14 protein-coding genes are annotated in these 18,069 nt (G+C 49.7%); 7 read left to right on the top strand and 7 right to left on the bottom strand.

The features are described 5' to 3' along the window. Positions 1-11: 11 nt before the first annotated feature. Complete coding sequence (helD, locus tag AACH44_RS07575; protein WP_261849968.1) at positions 12-2,069, bottom strand: DNA helicase IV; 2,058 nt, start codon at positions 2,067-2,069, stop codon at positions 12-14. 186 nt (positions 2,070-2,255) lie between these two features. Here helD and AACH44_RS07570 point away from each other — a divergent pair, with 186 nt between their 5' ends. Together AACH44_RS07570 and yccS are read left to right on the top strand one after the other, a co-directional pair. Then, positions 2,256-2,702 (top strand): YccF domain-containing protein, encoded by a 447-nt coding sequence (locus AACH44_RS07570; RefSeq protein WP_261849967.1) that lies wholly within the window; start codon positions 2,256-2,258, stop codon positions 2,700-2,702. Positions 2,703-2,722: 20 nt separating this feature from the next. Beyond that, entirely contained in the window at positions 2,723-4,858 is a 2,136-nt protein-coding gene (gene yccS, locus AACH44_RS07565) for a YccS family putative transporter (RefSeq protein WP_261849966.1), read from the top strand. Positions 4,859-4,873: 15 nt separating this feature from the next. Here yccS and AACH44_RS07560 read toward each other — a convergent pair whose 3' ends face one another. Further along, positions 4,874-5,494 (bottom strand): TfoX/Sxy family DNA transformation protein, encoded by a 621-nt coding sequence (locus AACH44_RS07560; protein ID WP_261849965.1) that lies wholly within the window; start codon positions 5,492-5,494, stop codon positions 4,874-4,876. A 222-nt stretch (positions 5,495-5,716) separates the two neighbouring features. Here AACH44_RS07560 and sulA point away from each other — a divergent pair, with 222 nt between their 5' ends. Both sulA and ompA read left to right on the top strand, forming a co-directional pair. Further along, positions 5,717-6,223, top strand: a complete 507-nt coding sequence (gene sulA / locus AACH44_RS07555; RefSeq protein ID WP_261849964.1) for an SOS-induced cell division inhibitor SulA — start codon at positions 5,717-5,719, stop codon at positions 6,221-6,223. A 362-nt stretch (positions 6,224-6,585) separates the two neighbouring features. Continuing rightward, entirely contained in the window at positions 6,586-7,665 is a 1,080-nt protein-coding gene (gene ompA, locus AACH44_RS07550; protein WP_261849963.1) for a porin OmpA, read from the top strand. 78 nt (positions 7,666-7,743) lie between these two features. Here the strand turns inward: ompA and matP are convergent, their stop codons facing one another. Further along, positions 7,744-8,202 carry a macrodomain Ter protein MatP gene (gene matP / locus AACH44_RS07545; RefSeq protein WP_261849962.1) on the bottom strand — a complete coding sequence of 153 codons (459 nt, stop codon included), beginning with the start codon at positions 8,200-8,202 and terminating at the stop codon, positions 7,744-7,746. Positions 8,203-8,379: 177 nt separating this feature from the next. On the opposite strand from matP, the gene AACH44_RS07540 reads away from it, so the two are divergent. Next, complete coding sequence (locus AACH44_RS07540; protein WP_261849984.1) at positions 8,380-10,149, top strand: Lon protease family protein; 1,770 nt, start codon at positions 8,380-8,382, stop codon at positions 10,147-10,149. Positions 10,150-10,240: 91 nt separating this feature from the next. Next, positions 10,241-10,759, top strand: coding sequence for a bifunctional 3-hydroxydecanoyl-ACP dehydratase/trans-2-decenoyl-ACP isomerase (gene fabA / locus AACH44_RS07535; protein ID WP_261849961.1), 519 nt, complete (start codon positions 10,241-10,243; stop codon positions 10,757-10,759). A 98-nt stretch (positions 10,760-10,857) separates the two neighbouring features. Here fabA and AACH44_RS07530 read toward each other — a convergent pair whose 3' ends face one another. The 4 genes from AACH44_RS07530 to betI all read right to left on the bottom strand — a co-directional run bounded on the left by AACH44_RS07530 (position 10,858) and on the right by betI (position 15,485). Next, complete coding sequence (locus AACH44_RS07530) at positions 10,858-11,511, bottom strand: tellurite resistance TerB family protein (protein ID WP_261849960.1); 654 nt, start codon at positions 11,509-11,511, stop codon at positions 10,858-10,860. Positions 11,512-11,657: 146 nt separating this feature from the next. After that, complete coding sequence (betA, locus tag AACH44_RS07525) at positions 11,658-13,337, bottom strand: choline dehydrogenase (RefSeq protein WP_261849959.1); 1,680 nt, start codon at positions 13,335-13,337, stop codon at positions 11,658-11,660. A gap of 19 nt (positions 13,338-13,356) precedes the next feature. Further along, positions 13,357-14,829 carry a betaine-aldehyde dehydrogenase gene (gene betB / locus AACH44_RS07520; protein ID WP_261849958.1) on the bottom strand — a complete coding sequence of 491 codons (1,473 nt, stop codon included), beginning with the start codon at positions 14,827-14,829 and terminating at the stop codon, positions 13,357-13,359. 68 nt (positions 14,830-14,897) lie between these two features. Further along, positions 14,898-15,485: a transcriptional regulator BetI gene (gene betI, locus AACH44_RS07515; RefSeq protein WP_261849957.1), complete on the bottom strand. Its 588-nt coding sequence runs from the start codon at positions 15,483-15,485 to the stop codon at positions 14,898-14,900. Between the two features lie 351 nt (positions 15,486-15,836). On the opposite strand from betI, the gene AACH44_RS07510 reads away from it, so the two are divergent. After that, positions 15,837-17,870 (top strand): choline transporter, encoded by a 2,034-nt coding sequence (locus AACH44_RS07510; protein ID WP_261849956.1) that lies wholly within the window; start codon positions 15,837-15,839, stop codon positions 17,868-17,870. Positions 17,871-18,069: the final 199 nt, after the last annotated feature.

Genomic DNA, 18,069 nt, shown 5'->3' with positions numbered 1-18,069 from the left:
TCTATTTTTCGTTATCCAGGCTTACGCTGTGCTGGCACGCCTAAACGCCGAAGATACTCAACAAACACTGAGGGGGTCATCACGTCCTGTAACAGCCAGACGCGATGCTTTGCTCTCGTCAACGCGACATACAGCAAGCGACGCTCTTCCGCATCGGGGAAATTCTCCGGTTCAGGTAACAGTACCGCCTCAATCACAGATTCTCTTGCCGGAGCGGGGAATCCATCCTTGCCCTCATGCATCCCTACAATAATGACATATTCAGCCTGTTGACCTTTACTGGCATGCACCGTCATGAAATCAATGTGTAAATTCGGCCATTTGGTCGCCGCCTTCTCTAAAATAGCAGGGCGTAAATGGTGATAGCGGGCAAGCACGAGAATACGCTCATCGGCGTTAGCAAAGCCGCTCAGCTTATCCAAGAGTGGTTCAAGTTGATCCTGAGGTAGGATAGTCACCGCTTTTTTATCCCCCTTACTCAGGCTATTAAGCGGTTTCTTTAACTGATACGGATTCTGTTGTATGAACGTGTTGGCAATTTCACCAATACGTTCATTAAAACGATAGGTCGTATCTAGCGCGCACTGTTCGCCTACGCCAAAATGCTGTTCAAATGCCGTCGTTAGCGCCAACTCCGCACCACTGAAACGATAAATTGCCTGCCAGTCATCTCCTACGGCAAACAGGCAGGTACGACTATTTTGTCGCCGCAGTGCAACAAGCAAACTCGCGCGCTGTGGTGAAATATCCTGAAATTCATCGACCAAAATATGTTTCCAGGGACTGACAAAACGCCCTTTATCCAACAAGTTCACGGCCTGATGGATAAGGCCGGAGAAGTCGACCGCGTTTTCGTCCTTGAGCGCTTTTTTCCAGGCTTTCAATAACGGTGCCATCAGGCGAATACGTTGCTGAAATTCAGCCCTAATCGATTCTGGCGCTTGTTCAATCATTTCGCTCTGACTACCACCGTGCATACGCATCAACCCCAGCCATCGCTCAAGTCGCCCAGCCAGCCGACTCGCCAGCGTCGAATCATTCCAGAAATCGCCTTCTGGTACATCCCACTCCAACTCTTCCGTTAACCAACGTCGCCATCCGTTAGCCTGCGTTTTTTTCTCGGCACATTGCTGTTGCCAGTGTGAAATCAACAGTTCGCGGCGCTGTTTTGCATCACTTTCAAGCTGGCTTATCATCGGAGCTTTGCGGCTAGCCTGCTGAATGATGTGCAATGCCAGCGCATGGAATGTCTTAGCCTGAATTTCATCCGTATGGAGCCGCTCATGGATGCGTTCATTCATCTCTTCTGCCGCTTTACGACCAAATGCCAGCAGCAAAATCTGATCGGGTGCTGCCTCTTGGCGATGCATTAGCCAGGCTGCACGCGCCACCAGCACGGAAGTCTTACCACTGCCAGCCCCCGCCAGCACCAGTACGCCCTCTTCGCCATTAATCACGGCTTTACTCTGAGACACATTTAATGGCGAACTCTCTACCGTTTCAAAGAAAGGCTGCTCTGCCGCCAGCGTGCGATCCATCCATGCCTGATTCGCCGCAGTACGCATCTCGTCACCCTGCTCAAGCCAACGCAAGCAATGTTGATAGCTATCACGGCAGTTATCAAAGGTATCAAGACGAGCAACAGGGAGAGGCAGAGACGCTAGCGAATCGCGAACCGCGTTCTGCAACGTCAACAGAGCCTGACGGCTAAACCATTTATCCTGCTGTGTCAGCGTATGAATGCTGTCCATTTGCCGCAGCAAAACCTCAGCACAGATCAGACTCATCTCCTCGCTCCAGCCAAGCCAGGATTTGAGAAGGTGGCGGTAAAAAGCCTGCGTTTCCTGCCACTCAGTGCCATGCAAACGCACCACTTTTCCGGCTGGCAATTCAAACTCTAGCTCTCCCCACACCAACCCTCTTTTACAGTGAATATTCAGCAACTGATTAAAAGGGATTAGGTATTCATGCTTATCGCCACTCACTTCGACACCGGCATTCAGTAACCGCACCCGGTTGTAAGGATGCTGAGCCAGATATTTACCTAATGAGGTAGATTTCAGTTCCATGATGTTCGCGCCATGACTATGTGAGAGGGACATTGGTACATTTATTAGCGTTTCTCAGCTTCCTAGTTTACCCGTTATCAGACTTCACACTCTAGCCTTAAAAACAGGTTAGGATATCCTGATGCTTAATGTGATAATTCTTTTACCATCAGCAAGTTTGGTTACCTTGCAAGCACAGGAGAAACTATGCGTACTGCGTTGAACATCCTTAATTTCGTACTGGGTGGTTTTTTCACCACACTAGCCTGGCTTCTGGCAACCATCGTCAGCGTGTTGCTGATCTTCACGTTGCCGCTAACGCGCTCATGTTGGGAAATTACCAAATTGTCGCTTTTTCCTTATGGCAATGAAGCCATCCATGTTGATGAGTTACGCCCCGATGAAAAGAGCGTCATTCTCAGCGCTGGCGGTTCCCTACTCAATATCTTCTGGTTCATTTTTTTTGGCTGGTGGCTTTGCCTGTCACATATCATTACCGGTATCGCGCAGTGTATTACGATCATTGGCATTCCAGTCGGCATCGCTAATTTTAAAATTGCAGCCATTGCGCTATGGCCTGTCGGACGTCGCGTGGTTTCCGTCGAACTCGCGCAGGCTGCGCGGGAAAATAACGCCCGCCGTCACTATCGCTAACAGCATCTAAGGATATTACGTTGCTCACCGTCGCCCCAGGAATTCGCCGCTATGTCTATAACAGTAGCTGGCTGTATAGCATCCGCATTCTTATTGCACTCAGTGGCGCGGCGGCTGTTCCCTGGTGGCTAGGTCAACCAACATCGACGATTCCGGTTACTCTGGGTGTTGTCGCCGCTGCGCTTACCGACCTCGACGATCGCCTCACTGGGCGGCTACGTAATTTGTTTATTACGCTGTCCTGTTTTTTTGTTGCTTCCGTTTCGATCGAATTGCTTTTTCCTTATCCTTGGCTGTTCAGCATTGGTCTGGCGGTCTCAACCTGCGGCTTTATCCTGCTCGGCGCATTGGGGCAGCGCTATGCGACGATCGCATTCGGCGCACTGCTGATCGCGATTTACACCATGCTCGGGATATCCCTTTACGACAACTGGTATCAGCAGCCCATCATGCTGTTGATCGGAGCCTCTTGGTACAATCTGCTGACGCTATTCGGGCACCTGCTCTTCCCGATCCGCCCGTTGCAGGATAATCTCGCACAGTGTTATCTACAGCTGTCTCGCTATCTGGATGCAAAAGCCAATCTATTCGATCCCGATATTGAAGAAGACACCAATAAACCCTTGATTGACGTCGCGATGGCAAACAGCCAACTGGTTGCGACGCTCAACCAAACCAAATCATCATTGTTAACGCGCCTGCGTGGCGATCGCGGACAACGCGGAACACGCCAGACACTGCACTACTATTTTGTCGCTCAGGATATTCACGAACGTGCCAGTTCATCGCATGTCTACTATCCACAATTGCGTGAGAAACTGCGTTATAGCGACGTCCTATTTCGCTTTCAACGTCTGCTGAGCATGCAGGCCAAAGCCTGCCAGCAGTTATCGCAATCCATTCTGTTGCACCAAAAATATCAGCACGACAACCGCATTGAGCGGGCTTTTGTGCATCTTGAATCTGCTATTGCACGCATCGCAGCCAACAACATGGCAGATCCCGCACAAATTAAGGCACTCACTTATCTATTGAACAATCTGCGTGCTATTGATGCGCAATTAGCGACCATCGAATCCGAACAAGCCATTGAGCAAGAAAACAACCCAGAAAACACGCTGGCCGATGACAAAATCACGGGGTGGAGCGATATCCGGTTGCGCATTAGCCGCCACCTGACACCTCAGTCAGCGCTGTTTCGCCATGCCATTCGTATGTCCGTGCTGCTCTGTAGTGGCTACGCGTTGATTCAGGTTACAGGCTTACAACACGGTTATTGGATCCTGCTGACCAGTTTGTTCGTTTGTCAGCCTAACTATAATGCGACTCGACGGCGGCTGACGCTGAGGATTATCGGGACATTAACCGGTATTTTACTCGGCTTGCCTATCTTATACTTTGTTCCTTCGCTGGAAGGACAGTTGACGCTGATCGTCATTAGCGGCGTACTGTTTTTTGCCTTTCGCAACGTGCAATACGCACATGCGACCATGTTTATTACGCTACTTGTCCTACTTTGTTTCAACCTTTTGGGCGAGGGATTTGAAGTTGCGGTACCGCGTATTTTTGATACCTTGTTGGGGTGCGCCATCGCATGGGCTGCCGTGAGCTTTATCTGGCCAGATTGGCGTTTCCGCGGCCTGCCTATCGTCATCAATAAGACACTAGACGCCAACTGCCGCTATCTTGATGCAATTATGGTTCAATATCATCAGGGAAAAGATAATAGCCTGCCCTACCGCATTGCCCGCCGAGATGCGCATAACTGCGATGCTGAACTGGCATCCGTTGTGTCGAATATGTCTTCAGAGCCTCATGCGACCAGAAGCAAGCTGGACGGAGCATTCCGCTTCATGTGCCTGAATCATACGTTGCTAAGCTATATTTCGACGCTCGGCGCACACCGAGGGAAAATTACTTCATCGGAAACGCTGCAATTTCTGGATGATACCGTGTGTCATGTTGATGACGCGCTGCACTGTCGAGAAGAGGACAGCCTACGAATCAATCAGGGATTGAAAACTATTGCCACCAGCATTCAATCCCTTTCACTTGAGTCAGACAGTAAAGAATCATTAATTATTCAGCAGATCGGCCTGCTGATCGGCCTTTTACCTGAACTCATACAGCTAAAAAATGACATGATCTCCCAGTAAAACAGGGACGCTTTCTTAGTGTTTTGGCCCTTTGGAAACGGCATTGTTTTTATACCACTCTAAAAGCTCATTACGAACACCGCGGGGAAGCGCAGCCTGATGCGTACCACAAATTGCGCCAGCAAGCGCTAATAACACGTTCACGCTTAAATTAGCGCGCACCTTTCGCAACTCAAGATAGCTATTTTTCGCACCATAATGCTGTAATTCATCAATATTCTTTATCCCCGCTTTCCACAGCAACCTTTCAATGTCGTGGTTAAGATTAGGGAGATCTTTTAAACGCCCGCTCATGCATTTGAGAGCCAAATCATGCTGCGCACCTGCCAATGCCAGTCGAGCAAAATATAATAGCTGTAGAGGTTCTTGCCATAATACTTCATCGACAAGGAAGTAGTTCAGCGGTAGTGGCATACCGCGTTTGGTATAAATCAGATGCGGCATATCGCGCTGCTGAAAATATTTTTCATCTTTTTTACTGGCGCGAAGATAAAGCTCCCCTTCCGACACCAATCCAAAAATCGTTTTATTTGCTGCGATGCTATAGCCACCAAATTGGGAACGCGATGTGATATCCCCTAAAGACGAAAAAGAATGCTGAGATTGCAAAATCCTTTTTTTGCATAATTGCTTCATTGCTATAATCCTTAGTATTGAAATAATCTCTTCCTGAACGGTTAAAATATTCGTAGCAGGAACAACTAATTAACCACACCCCCGAGGTGGCTTCAAACAGTAAATGTGTTTACTGTCTCTTGCATAAAGAATATGCGAAGCGCTTTCAAAAAATCAGGTTGATTTTCGCGCACACAGCAGCTACTGTATATTCATACAGTAACACTATGGGTAGAACTCCTTATGCGTACGCAATCAATCAGATCTCACAACGTTCAGTCATCATCGTTTTCTGCCAATCAACACACAGTAGGATCTTCGGTGGCCACAGGCGGTATTATCAGCGAAGTCGTGTACAACGCCGATCAACCCATAGTCACACACCTACTATTGCCGCTCTTACAGCAGCTAGGCACACAGTCTCGTTGGTTGCTATGGCTCTCTCCTCAGCAAAAATTGAGTCGCCCCTGGGTACAGCAATCTGGATTGCCGCTGGATAAAATAGTACAGCTCAACCATATCAACCCCTTGTTTACCGTTGATGCCATGGAGAGAGCGTTACTGACAGGGAATTACAGCGCCGTTTTGTGCTGGTTGCCGCACGAATTAACGGAAGAGGAGAAGGTTCGGTTACGGGACGCTGCACAGGTGGGGAATACATACGGCTTTATTATGCGGCCAGAAAGTGCCAATGGGGACGCCTATAGACTGTTTCCTAGCCTTAAAATTCATTCGACATTGTATCATTAAGTAAATTAAGATTTTTCTCAGCTCAATTACGTCATATGTCCAATGGATCGCCGCAAAGCGGTATTCTGCGGGCTTTTTGGTTATATTTAATACAAACAAAAGACGTTAGATCTGTCAAAACCATCTACTATTTGTTAGCAAGTGTGTATGATTCGTGCGTTTTTCCTATGACGTAAGTCACATCATACTTGTAACTTTCTCATCACGTTGTAGACTTTAACTCGCTGGAGTTGCTCTTTTATAACGTCAGTTGACTGACAGTGAGTCATAAATAAGGGCAAAGTCTCCAACCAAAGGATTTTAACCAAAGGTTTATTAGCCCTCCAGGTTAATTGCCGATTTGGATGATAATGAGGCGTAAAATGAAAAAAACAGCTATCGCAGTTGCAGTGGCACTGGCTAGCTTCGCGACCGTCGCGCAAGCAGCTCCTAAAGACAATACCTGGTACACCGGTGGTAAACTGGGCGTGTCTCAATTCCACGATACTGGTTTCTACGGAAATGGTTACACTGGTGTAAACAACAACCCAATCAAAAGCAAGTTAGGCGCTGGTGCATTTGTTGGTTATCAAGCCAACCCGTACCTGGGCTTTGAACTGGGCTACGACTGGCTAGGCCGTCTGAAGTATGCTGGTTCTGCTAATAACGGCACTGACAGCGCAAGCTTCAAAGCACAGGGCATCCAACTGGCAGCTAAACTGAGCTACCCAGTTGCACCTGAGCTGGACGTTTATACCCGTCTGGGTGGTCTGGTATGGCGTACTGACAGCCACGCGGCTATCAACGGTGGCGATGTCAACAACAACGACACTGGCGTTTCCCCGCTGGCAGCAATCGGTGTTGAATATGCGATCGACAAAAACTGGGCTACCCGTGTTGACTACCAATGGGTAAGCAACATTGGTGATGCTGGTACCGTTGGTGCCCGTCCAGACAACCTGCTGATAAGCGTTGGCCTGTCTTATCGCTTCGGCCAAGATGACCGTGTTGCACCGGTTGTTGCCCCAGCTCCAGCACCCGCTCCAGTTGTTGAAACCAAGCGTTTCACTCTGAAATCTGACGTCCTGTTCAACTTCAACAAAGCAACACTGAAATCAGAAGGCCAACAATCACTGGATCAGCTGTACACCCAGTTGAGCTCTCTGGATCCGAAAGACGGTTCTGTTGTTGTTCTGGGCTTCACTGACCGTTTAGGTTCAGAGCAATACAACCAAGCTCTGTCTGAAAAACGTGCTCAGAGCGTAGTGGATTACCTGATTTCTAAAGGTATCCCTGCGAATAAAGTCTCTGCTCGTGGCTTGGGTAAATCTCAACCAGTTACTGGTTCTACCTGTGACAACGTGAAACCTCGTGCTGCGCTGATCGACTGCCTGGCACCGGATCGTCGCGTAGAGATCGAAGTTAAAGGCATCAAAGACGTTGTAACTCAGCCTCAGGCTTAAGTTATTAACGAAAAAAAACCTCGCTTCGGCGAGGTTTTTTTATGCCTGTTTTTCGGCAAGATAAATGACAAATACCAATCATTTTTCGCCTTCATTCAGAATAGCTTTAAGATCCTGCTTGAGCAGCGACATCTGGCTGGCATATTTCTCTTTATGCTCGGCATCTTCAATTAACTGCACAATCGTTTCTGACAAGGTGATCCCACGCCTCTGAGCGAGAGCCGCAAGACGCTGCCATACCAAATATTCCAAATCGATTGATTTCTTGCGCGTATGTTGGTGTTCCGCATTAAAATGGCGCTTACGCCGTGCGCGGATCGTTTGCTTCATTCGATTTTCTAAGGTGGGGTTCATACATTGCGCAATCCACTCCAACACTTTCACTGGCTGGTTTTCCATTTTAAGCAATGCCTGCACTGCATCATCCGCCGCACTTTGCTCCAGAAAACGCGTAACCGCTTCTCCCTCGCGATGTTTTTTCACCAGGTATTTCCATTTCCATCCGCACTCAAGATTTTCTAGTTGTTGATATTTCATATTAAATTCTTCAGTGACCGCGTAACGTTGCTTCCAGCATAACAGTTTTCCCTGATTTTAGCCGCTTTCTGGCGGTTTTCTCGTGGCTTTTAAGACGATTAGCCAAACAGGTTCTGATCTTCGACGAGTGAAAGATGACGGAGAGATGACTCTCCTTATGTGCAGTCCGTATTATTCTTGTATAATCACGCTTTTCCTTTAGACGATTACATTGATACTTTGACCAGTAACCGACTCTCATGGCAGCACTTACTGCCCAATAATACGCCTTATCAAACGCTATTCACCCAGGCAGCTCAGCTTGCTCCTGCTGAATTTTCCGCTATTCAGTCGCGTCTGGCAGACAGTCTGACGCTCTTTTGCCACCCTCGTTCCCCTTCTCGCTTTATGCTGTTAAAAGCGCAAGAGAACGATGAATATATGGCATTGGTCGCCCGTGCGCTGAGCGCCATCAGGCCAGACTCCGGGGCGATACATGGCAGTAAATATATCATTGAGGGTCGTCATATCCGGGTCGAACCCGCCACACAGTCTGCGGATAATTTTGCTGCCCAGCAGCTCTGTGGCTATCAGGAATGGATTGAACCTGAGCAACTCTTCGGCTGTCTGCGCAATTTTCACGATGAAATCACACTGCATCCAGGGTTGATTCATCAGGTTAATGGGGGGACGTTGATCCTGTCCGCCAGAGCACTGCTGGCTCAGCCGTTAATGTGGCTGCGTCTGAAGCAGATTATGGCTGAGGGAATCTATCGTTGGCTATCGCCAGACGAGCGTAAACCACTTCCCGTTGATGTCCCACCGATGCCACTTGATATTCGTCTGATTATTCTCGGGGATCGGGAAAGCCTGGCGGACATTCATGATATGGAGCCGGAATTAGGCGAACACGCCATTTACGGTGAGTTCGAGTCGCAACTACAGTTGATTGAAACCGATGACATGGCGCGCTGGTGTACTTACATCAATGCATTATGCAGCGAAAATCAACTGCCGCTACTGGATGCAGATGCCTGGCCAGCCTTCGTAAACAGTGCGGTACGTTACAGCGGCGATCAGGGTAATTTGCCATTATGCCCACGCTGGCTAATCAGCCAGTTAAAATATGCGTCGCTATACGCCAGAGACGGTCAGATCACAGAACAGGCGTTGGTCGACGCGATTGCCGCACGCCAATGGCGTGAAGGCTATCTTCGTGAGCGCATGCAGGATGAAATAGAACTCGGCCAGATCCTGATCGAAACGGAAGGCGACGTTGTTGGTCAGGTTAACGGGCTTTCCGTATTAGAATTCCCTGGCTATCCCGTTGCTTTTGGCGAACCGACACGTATCACTTGTGTCGTTCATGCCGGCGACGGTGAGTTCACTGATGTCGAACGCAAAGCTGAACTTGCTGGCAATTTACACGCTAAGGGCATGATGATCATGCAGGCGTTCCTGATTACCGAACTGGAACTTGATCAACAGCTTCCTTTTTCAGCCTCCATGGTCTTCGAGCAATCGTACAGCGAAGTTGATGGTGACAGCGCCTCACTGGCAGAACTGTGCGCGCTGATTAGTGCTTTGTCCTTGCGACCAATCAATCAGCAGTTCGCCGTCACCGGTTCCGTCGATCAATTTGGTCGCGTACAGCCAATTGGCGGCGTGAATGAGAAAATCGAAGGGTTCTTTGAGGTTTGTCAGCGTCGTGGACTAACGGGAACTCAGGGCGTGATTTTACCTGCGGCTAACCTACGTCACCTCTGTTTACAGGAGGATGTGGTTGAGGCGGTACGTGAAGGAAAATTCCACTTGTTCCCAGTAGAAACCGCACCGGAAGCGGTGTCATTACTGACCAATTTTGCTTATGACGATGAGCAGCAGCCCAATCTGTTAGCGGCGATTCGTGAACGCATTGGACAACTTTTACCGCAGGAGCGTAGACGCTTTCCTTGGTTTTTTCGTTAACCCAACTGGTTCAACCAGACGCAACAGACTTGCCCAGCGTACAGGTGTACGCTAACCTGCGTCCTTCATTAAAACAAGGCTTACAGAGACCATGGTAGATAAACGCGAATCCTATACAAAAGAAGACCTCCTTGCCTCCAGTCGTGGTGAGCTGTTCGGCCCCCAAGGCCCTCAGTTGCCCGCCCCTAACATGCTAATGATGGACCGCGTCGTTAAAATGACCGAAGACGGCGGTAAATACGGCAAAGGCTATGTGGAAGCCGAATTGGATATCACGCCTGACCAGTGGTTCTTCGGTTGCCATTTCATTGGCGATCCAGTGATGCCGGGCTGCCTTGGTCTGGATGCCATGTGGCAGCTCGTCGGCTTCTATCTGGGCTGGTTGGGTGGCGAAGGCAAAGGCCGCGCACTCGGCGTGGGTGAAGTCAAATTCACTGGGCAAGTTCTGCCAACGGCTAAGAAAGTCACTTATCGCATTCACTTCAAACGCGTGATCAATCGCCGTTTGGTAATGGGTATTGCTGATGGTGAAGTGCTGGTTGATGGTCAACAGATCTATACTGCTGACGAACTGAAAGTCGGTCTGTTCAAAGACACCAGCGCTTTCTAAGCACCAGATAGCACTGCGGGCGAAGATTTTCGCCCGCTTTATCCGTATCCGTTTATTTCTCCGATGTTATCTCACCGCAGCTTAAACTCTCAGCCCCATCATATTGGGCTTTTAAGTTCATTGGTGATCGACTGGCGCACATCTTGCGGTATCTTCAGCGCTGTCGCTAACGCATCCAGATAGCTTTTTTCCATGAAGTGATCAACATCAATGACCGCGCAGCTGAGGAAATAGACCTCAAGTGCCTCTTCTTCATTCTTAACGTCTTTCGCTAGCAAAATCGGATCCAGTGGTTGTTCTATGGCTTCCTGTACCCAGCGTTGCGCCTCGCTGCCCAATTGCAGTTGCTGAATATTGTCATCAATACGCTGCTTTTCCGTTGTATCAATATGACCATCGCTCTTGGCAGCAAAGACCAGAGCCTGAATCAAACGCCGTGCACGAATATTGTCAGTAGAAGACTCGGTACCGAACTGCGGATCATCCTGATGTGTGTCGCGAATGCGTTTCTTATATTGGTTCCACAACACGACACCCGCCGCCGCACTGCCACCAATGATCAGGGCATTTTTACCCAATGAACCGATGATTTTCCGCGTGGACTTATTTGACAGTAAGACGCCAGCCAAACCACCCAGCGCTGCGGGCTTCAGCATGTCACCCAAATTACCGTTTTTTCCCCCTTGATGATGGCTCCCCTGCTTGCTAGCGGAACCTAATAAGCCCTGAATTTGTTGCAGCCAATTATTCATTTTCATTCCTCAAGGAAAAGTGACATCACTAATGGTGTTGTCACTTATAGTAATGGTGCGGAAGGCGTTTGTTTGTCAGATTGTGTATAACAATGAAAAGTATGGACCGCAGTTTCTATGCGGTCCATCTGGCTATGCAGGGAACGTCACGAGGCAGGTTTCAGCGGGGGTTTTCTCACTGGTGTATTTCCAGCAACATAGTAACGCGCCTTACTACGCGGCAGCGGCTGACGCCGACGGATTCGGTCAGCGATTTTTTCGGCAATCATGATGGTTGTCGCATTCAGATTACCGGTAATAATTTGTGGCATGATGGAGGCATCCACCACGCGTAATCCGTTTATACCGTGGACACGACCTTGCCCATCGACAACCGCCATATCGTCCTCTCCCATCTTGCAGGAACAGGAAGGATGGAATGCCGTTTCAGCGTGAGTACGGATGAATTCATCCAATTCCTCATCAGTCTGAACCTCTAGGCCAGGACTGATCTCTCGCCCACGATATTTATCCAGCGCTGGCTGTGCCATGATTTCACGCGTAATACGAATAGCATCGCGAAACTCCTGCCAATCTTGTTCCGTCGACATGTAGTTGAACAGAATGCTGGGATGTTCATGCACATCTTTCGACCGCACCTGCACACGTCCTCGACTGAGTGAGCGCATGGAACCGACGTGCGCCTGAAATCCGTGCTCTTTCACCGCATTACTACCGTTGTAATTAATCGCAACGGGCAGGAAATGGTATTGAATATTCGGCCAGGTGAACTCATCACGGCTGCGAATAAAACCACCAGCTTCGAACTGATTGCTGGCACCAATACCCGAGCCATTAAACAGCCATTCCGCACCGATTTTCGGCTGATTAAACCACTGCAACGCCGGATACAGCGATACCGATTCTTTGCAGGCGTATTGCAAATACATTTCCAGGTGATCTTGTAAATTCTCACCGACTCCTGGCAAATCATGCACCACAGGAATCTCGAGCCCCTGGAGCAACGCTTTCGGTCCCACGCCGGAACGTTGTAGGATTTGCGGCGAGGCAATTGCCCCTGCACACAACAGCACTTCGCGGCGTGCCCTTGCTGTCTGCGTGCTTTCGCCTTTAAAGTAAGCGACGCCAACGGCACGTTTTCCGTCAAAGAGAATCTTGTCGGTTAACGCATGTGTCACGATGGTCAGATTTTTACGGCCTTTCGCCTGATCCAAATAGCCTCGCGCGGTACTGGCGCGACGCCCCTTTGGCGTAACGGTTCTGTCCATCGGCCCAAAGCCTTCCTGCTGATACCCGTTGAGATCGTCCGTACGCGGATAACCCGCCTGGACGCCCGCTTCGACCATCGCATGAAACAGTTCGTTGTTTCCCATCTTCGGCGTTGCCACCGAAACCGGACCCGACGCACCATGGTAGTCATTCGACCCTACATCGCGCGTTTCCGCTTTACGAAAATACGGCAGGCAATCAAGGTAGCTCCAGTCTTCCAGACCTGGCATCGTCGCCCAGTGATCAAAATCCATTGCATTACCACGAATGTAACACATGCCGTTAATCAGCGACGATCCGCCCAATCCCTTACCACGGCCACATTCCATACGGCGATTATTCATATGAGGTTCGGGATCGGTTTCGTACGCCCAGTTATAACGTTTCCCCTGTAATGGAAAAGCTAACGCGGCAGGCATTTGCGTACGAAAATCCAACCGATAATCCGGGCCACCCGCTTCAAGCAGCAGCACACTCACATCACTTTCTTCTGTTAAGCGCATTGCCAGCACATTACCAGCGGAACCGGCCCCGATAATGATGTAATCATATTCCATTAGGCTTTCTCCCCTTCGTTTAAAATACCGAGTGGAATTCACCCAGTTCAACCTGTACAGATTTAATTTGCGTGTAGTGTTCCAACGTTGTTATGCCATTTTCACGTCCGACACCCGAATGTTTGTAGCCGCCCACAGGCATTTCAGCCGGAGATTCTCCCCAGGTGTTGATCCAACAAATCCCGGCCTCAAGTTGATGAATAACCCGATGAGCTCGATTCAGATCGCAGGTCACGATGCCAGCCGCCAGACCGTATTCGCTATCATTAGCACGACGGATAACCTCATCTTCATCCTGATACGTCAAAATGCTCATGACCGGGCCGAAGATTTCTTCTCGGACAATCTTCATATCATCCCGACAGTCAGTGAACACCGTAGGCGCAACGTAGGCGCCTTGTGCATACTTTGCGTCAGTCATCGGTTCGCCGCCCACCAGCACACGAGCGCCTTCGCGTTTCCCGCTTTCGATGTAACGCAGTACGGATTCCCGGTGCGGGAAGCTGACCAGCGGACCAAAATTCACCTGTTCGTCAGTTGGATCGCCGATACGGATGCGTTGAACACGCGCCAGAATTTTTTCCTCAAACTGCGCCTGCAATACCTGCGGAATGAAGACGCGGGTACCGTTAGTACACACCTGACCGGAGCTGAAGAAATTCGCCATCATGGCGATATCCGCGGCCTTATCCAGATCGGCATCATCAAAGATAACCAGCGGCGACTTCCCTCCCAGTTCCATTGTGACCTCTTTCAGTGTCGAGCCTGCTGCATTGGCCATGACTGTTTTCCCACTGGCGACCCCACCGGTGAAAGAAACTTTGGCAATCCCCGGATGTGTGGTCAGCGCCTGACCAACGGATTTCCCCGTTCCCGTCAGCACGTTGAATACGCCAGCCGGCAATCCAGCTTCGCTGTAGATTTTCGCCAGTTTTAGCGCGGTAAGCGACGTGACTTCACTCGGTTTGAAAATCATTGCGTTACCTGCCGCCAGCGCGGGCGCCGATTTCCACAATGCAATCTGGATGGGATAGTTCCAGGCACCGATACCCGCGACCACGCCAAGCGGTTCGCGCCGGGTATAGACGAATGAGGTATCGCGCAGGGGGATCTGCTGCCCTTCTAGCATCGGAATCAGCCCCGCGTAGTACTCCAAAACATCCGCGCCAGTCACGATATCAACAGTGCGTGTTTCCGAGAGTGGCTTGCCGGTATCGTGCGTTTCGAGTAACGCGAGTTCATCGTTGCGCTCACGCAGGATATCCACGGCGCGGCGTAAAATTCGCGAACGCTCCATCGCCGTCAGCGCCGCCCATATCTTCTGCCCTGCGGTAGCGGCGCTGACGGCGCGATCAACGTCAGCAGCAGTGGCCGACTGAAGCTGGGCAATAATGTCGCCATTTGCAGGGTTCACCGCATCAAACGTCTCGTCACCCGTGCTATCAACATAAGTGCCGTTGATATAAAGCTGTTGTAAACCGTAGTGAGACATAAATTCTCCTGTCTGATGGCTGCCCAAACACAGGTTCCAGGCAGTGAAGGCAAAATGATAAAGAAGGATTACGCGCGGACGAGCTGCTGCTCAATATAGGCGTAGGTAATGCCCAGCGCTTCTTCGCGGTTGAAGGCGTCATGGCTGAGCGCACCACGCAGCCATAGCCCATCGATCAGACCTGCCAGCCCTTTTGCCGCAATACGCGCGTTGTCCTTCGACAAGCAGTGGCTGAATTCGACACACAGGTTGGAGTAAAGCCGCCGATCGTTAACCTGCTGTAGCCGATGGAGCATGGGGGAATGCAGGCTACTGGCCCAGAACGCCAGCCAGGTTTTCATCGCTGCGCTATTCGTCTGGCTATCATCAAAATTCCCCTGAACAATCGCCCGCAAACGTGCACGAGGCGTGTTTTCTGTCAGGTTCAGCAATCTTGATTTCACCGCCAGCCCCAGATGACTAATCAGGTAGCGCATCGTCGCTTCCAGTAAGCCATTTTTATCGCGGAAGTAATGGCTGATAATCCCATTAGAAACACCGGCACGTCGGGCAATCTGTACGATCGAGGCATCGTGCATCCCCACGTCATTAATCGCTGCCAGCGTCGCTTCGATGAGTTGCTGCCGTCTGATGGGCTGCATTCCGACTTTAGGCACGGCACTTCCTCTTCATTTTCTCCCCTTCATTTTTGCATGATAAATCACGGTAAAAGACGATGACTTATGATCCGATTTATCCCATTAAACTTTTTTTTGATTGAACGTTCAATAAAAAATGAATATCTTTTATTGCTGAAAGGTTAAAAATCTGTATCAATTATCATGAAAAACGGTTTGAGCTCAGACGTTAACTCTAACTTAAAAGCAATATTTTCTTTTTTGTTCTGATAACTAGCTTCAACAGAAAGTGTACTCAGCGGATATCCTGCGCCTGTTCTTGGTATGCGCTAAGCACGCTTCGTGGAGAAAGAAATCAGAGTATCGGTTCACATAATGCAAGGGATAACCATGCCAGCCACAGAAACTACGCCCCAACAGGATCGCCTAAATCCTGTCGTATTCTACACATCAGCGGGGCTCATTCTGACCTTCTCGCTGATGACCATGCTGTTTAACAAAGAAGCGAACGACTGGATTACCCACGCACTCAACTGGGTTTCCGCCACCTTTGGTTGGTACTACCTGCTCGCCGCCACGCTCTACATCGTGTTCGTCATCTTCATCGCATCGTCTCGATTCGGTTCAATTAAGCTCGGGCCAGAGCAGTCGAAGCCTGAATTTAGCCTGATGAGTTGGGCAGCAATGCTGTTTGCGGCGGGGATCGGTATCGATTTAATGTTTTTTTCCGTCGCGGAGCCGATTACGCAATATATGATGCCGCCGGAGGGACAAGGCCAGACGATGGAAGCGGCACGACAGGCTATGGTATGGACGCTGTTTCACTATGGACTAACCGGCTGGTCAATGTACGCGCTGATGGGAATCGCGCTGGGCTACTTCAGCTACCGCTATAATTTGCCGCTGACGATTCGCTCTGCCCTGTACCCCATCTTTGGCAAACGCATCAATGGCCCGATTGGACACAGCGTCGATATCGCAGCCGTGCTCGGAACCATTTTCGGTATCGCGACCACACTGGGTATCGGCGTCGTTCAGCTTAATTATGGGTTGAAAGTGCTGTTCCAGATCCCAGAAAATCTCACCGTTCAGGCCTCGCTCATCCTGCTTTCCGTGATCATGGCGACGGTTTCCGTGACGTCCGGTGTCAATCGCGGTATTCGCTTCCTCTCCGAACTTAACGTTCTGCTCGCACTGGGCTTGATTCTTTTTCTGCTCTTCTGGGGTGATACTGAGTTTCTGCTAAACGCCTTGGTACTTAACGTGGGGGATTACATCAATCGCTTTACGGGCATGACGCTCAACAGCTTTGCGTTTGATCGCCCGACAGAGTGGATGAATAGCTGGACGCTATTTTTCTGGGCCTGGTGGGTCGCATGGGCACCGTTTGTCGGGCTGTTTCTGGCACGAATTTCACGCGGCAGAACGATTCGCCAGTTCGTCGTCGGCACGCTGATCATCCCGTTTGTCTTTACGCTGCTGTGGCTCTCCATTTTCGGCAACAGCGCGCTTTATCAGGTGATCCACGGTAATCTGGACTTTGCTAATGAAGTCATGCAACACCCTGAACGTGGTTTCTACAGCCTGCTGGCTCAGTATCCTGGCTTCAGCCTGAGCGCATCTGTCGCCACCATTACCGGCTTGTTGTTTTATGTCACGTCTGCCGATTCCGGTTCATTGGTATTGGGTAACTTCACCTCTCGCCTTGGCGATATCAACAATGATGCACCAAACTGGCTGCGGATTTTCTGGTCAGTTGCCATTGGCCTGCTGACGTTGGGCATGCTGATGACAAACGGTGTCTCAGCATTACAGAACACCACCGTCATCATGGGGTTACCGTTTAGTTTTGTGATGTTCTTTATCATGGCGGGATTATATAAATCATTGCGGGTTGAGGATTACCGTAAAGCCAGTTCCTTGCAAACCCCAGCTCCGATGCCAATCTCAGGCGACGATCGCCTGAACTGGAAACAACGCATCTCACGCGTCATGAATTTCCCCGGCACAACGCATACACAGAAAATGCTGGAGAACGTCTGTAAAGCCGCGATGAATGACGTCGCGCGTGAACTGCGCCTGCGAGGTGCCAGCGTTGTAGTCAACGAGTTGCCGCCTGTCGAAGATGAACGCTTGAACCACCTTGAACTGCTGGTGGATTTAGGCGATGAACAGAACTTTCTTTATCAAATTTGGCCACAGCGTTATAGCGTCCCGGCGTTTACTTACCGTGCTCGGTCAGGAAAATCAGATTATTACCGGCTTGAAACCTTCCTGCTGGAAGGAAGCCAGGGGAATGACCTTATGGATTACAGCAAAGAACAGGTGATTAACGACATTTTGGATCAGTACGAACGACACCTGAATTTTCTTCATCTTAATCGAGAAGCGCCGGGCAATACGCTCACCTTCCCTGATGCATGACTTCCAACCCGATGGCGCTGAAATATAGCGCCATTTTTCAATTAATTATCTCCACATCATTCATTTTTTCTTCATCGTGCTTTTCCCGAATTTATGGGCTGTGCCGCATTCTTTGCTTCGACGATTTGCGCTTTATTTTTGAAACGGTATACTGCTCACATCAATTTGAAATACAGTTTTAAAAAATGTATTTGTCCGT

It is taken from the genome of Pectobacterium araliae (genome assembly GCF_037076465.1).
GTDB lineage: Bacteria > Pseudomonadota > Gammaproteobacteria > Enterobacterales > Enterobacteriaceae > Pectobacterium > Pectobacterium araliae.
This window is presented reverse-complemented; position numbering and strand designations above follow the sequence as displayed.